Raw genomic sequence first — 2,075 nt, 5'->3', positions numbered from 1 at the left:
CCCTGCCCGTGGGCGCGCCTCGCCCGTCCGCGCAGGTGGGGCTGTTTACACAGGCGGAGCAGCATACGCCCGTGCCCTCGCCCTACCCGGTGAGCATCAGCCCCACAGGGGTACTTGGCGCTCAGGGCAGGGAGTTGAACCGCCAGTCCGTCGCGCAAGCCTGGTTCATGCCGCAAGAGCGCGGGCGGATTGGGGAAGCCGCACCGCAAGCCCTGCTCTTTGGCCCCGAGGGCCTTGCCCTGCGCCTTGACCCCACGGCTGACTTTACGCCTGCAAAGCCGTTGTCGGGTATTCTGGTGCTCAAGGCCCCCGATGGGACGGAGCGCGCGCTGAGCGTGCGGGCCACCCCGCTGCCCCCCCCAATGGCCAGTGAGCCCTCCATTGCGCCATCGGCCCGGCCTGCCACCGAGCCCAACACAGGAACCACCTCCGGGACCGCTGCCGAAGCCGCCGCTGGAACCGCCACAGGAGGGACCACAGCGGGGACCGCAACGGGAACCGCCATGGGGGCGACCAGCCCAGACCCGGCAGGGGACTATCCGGCAGGGGAGCAGCCGATGGCGGGCCATCTGGCAGCGCTCGGCAATGGCGTGCCGGGGCCGCCCCATGGCGGGGGGGAAAGTGCGTCTGGCCTGTTCCGCCTTGTTGTACTGGGGTTCCTGGGTGGGCTGGTGCTGAACCTGATGCCCTGTGTTTTTCCCATTCTGGCCATGAAGGCGCTGGCCGTCGCCCGCATGGGCCAGAGTGAGCGCCTGCACCAAAAGCAAAGCGCCATCAGCTATGCCGCAGGGGTTATTCTGGGCTTTACCGCCCTTGGCGCGCTGGTCATGGCGCTGCGCCTGGGCGGGGCCGCCACTGGCTGGGGGTTCCAGTTCCAGTCCACGATGTTCGTGGGCACGATCACATGGCTGATCTTCGCCATGGCGCTTAACCTGCTGGGGGTGTTTGTCTTCCTGCCGCCCGCCTTCGCCCTATCCTCCTCCCCCCGGCACGGGCTGGTGCATGACCTGCTGACCGGGCTGCTGGCCGTGGCCGTGGCCTCGCCCTGCACCGCGCCGTTCATGGGGGTGGCCATTGCCGGGGCGCTGGCCGGTCCCCCGGCAACCGGACTGGTCATTTTCGCAGCACTTGGCATCGGGCTTGCCGCCCCTTACGTGCTGCTGGCCTTTTGCCCCGCGCTGGCCAAAAGCCTGCCCCGCCCCGGCGCATGGATGGACTACCTGCGCCAGTTTCTGGCTTTTCCGTTACTGGGCACCTGCGTGTGGCTGCTGTGGGTCGCAGCGGTGGAGGGTGGGGCCACAACGGTTTTGCTTGTATCATCGGGCATGGTGTTCCTGGCCTTTGCGGCATGGGTTTACGGCATTACCCAAAGGCGCCAGCTCCATGCGGGCCATGACCGGGACTGCACGGCCCTGTATGGCGTGGCCCTGCTGGGGCTTTTGGCGGCCATGGCGCTGCTGCCCGCCCTGCTAGAGCAGGCGCCGCAGGCTGGCGCCAACCCGCCCTCCGCCTCGGGTCCGGGCCTTTCAGCCCTCCCCTCCGGCACGGAGGCTTTTTCCGAGGAGCGACTGCGCGCCCTGCACAATGCGGGCAAACCCGTGTTTGTGGACATGACGGCGGCATGGTGCATCACCTGCCTTGTCAATGAGCGCATGGCGCTCAACACACAGGCGACACAGGCAGCCATGGCACGCTATGGCGTAATAACGCTCCGGGGGGACTGGACACAGCGCAACCCCGCCATAACCGCGTTTTTGCGCAAACATGGGCGCGATGGCGTGCCATTCTACCTGTTTGTGCCCGCACATGGCGCGGCAGTGGTGTTGCCACAGATACTGACGCCCGGACTGGTCATAGGCACCATAACGCCCCACGACAAATAACCGGGCGCTGGCTGTACCAGCCCCGGCTCGGCCCGGGCAGGGTGTAAACGGCCCCAAAAGCTCCGGGGCAGTTCAACCTGCTGCCCGTTAACGCGGATCAGCCCGTCCGGCTCGATCACGTCGAGCGGCGCAAATGCGGAGAGCGCGGGTCGGAATGGGAGGAGTGGATTTGCGTTCTGGCAAACAATTCGC

At 67.2% G+C, this 2,075-nt stretch carries 1 protein-coding gene; it reads left to right on the top strand.

The annotated features are described in order from the left end of the window. A partial coding sequence (locus tag P792_RS0120195) for a protein-disulfide reductase DsbD (protein ID WP_051395963.1) occupies positions 1-1,883 on the top strand: 1,883 nt, incomplete at its 5' end. Between the last annotated feature and the right edge of the window lie 192 nt (positions 1,884-2,075).

The sequence above is a fragment of the Asaia sp. SF2.1 genome, from assembly GCF_000505765.1.
Classification (GTDB): Bacteria; Pseudomonadota; Alphaproteobacteria; order Acetobacterales; family Acetobacteraceae; genus Asaia; species Asaia bogorensis.
Note: the sequence above shows the minus strand (reverse complement) of the source record. Positions and strands in the feature narration are given on the sequence as shown.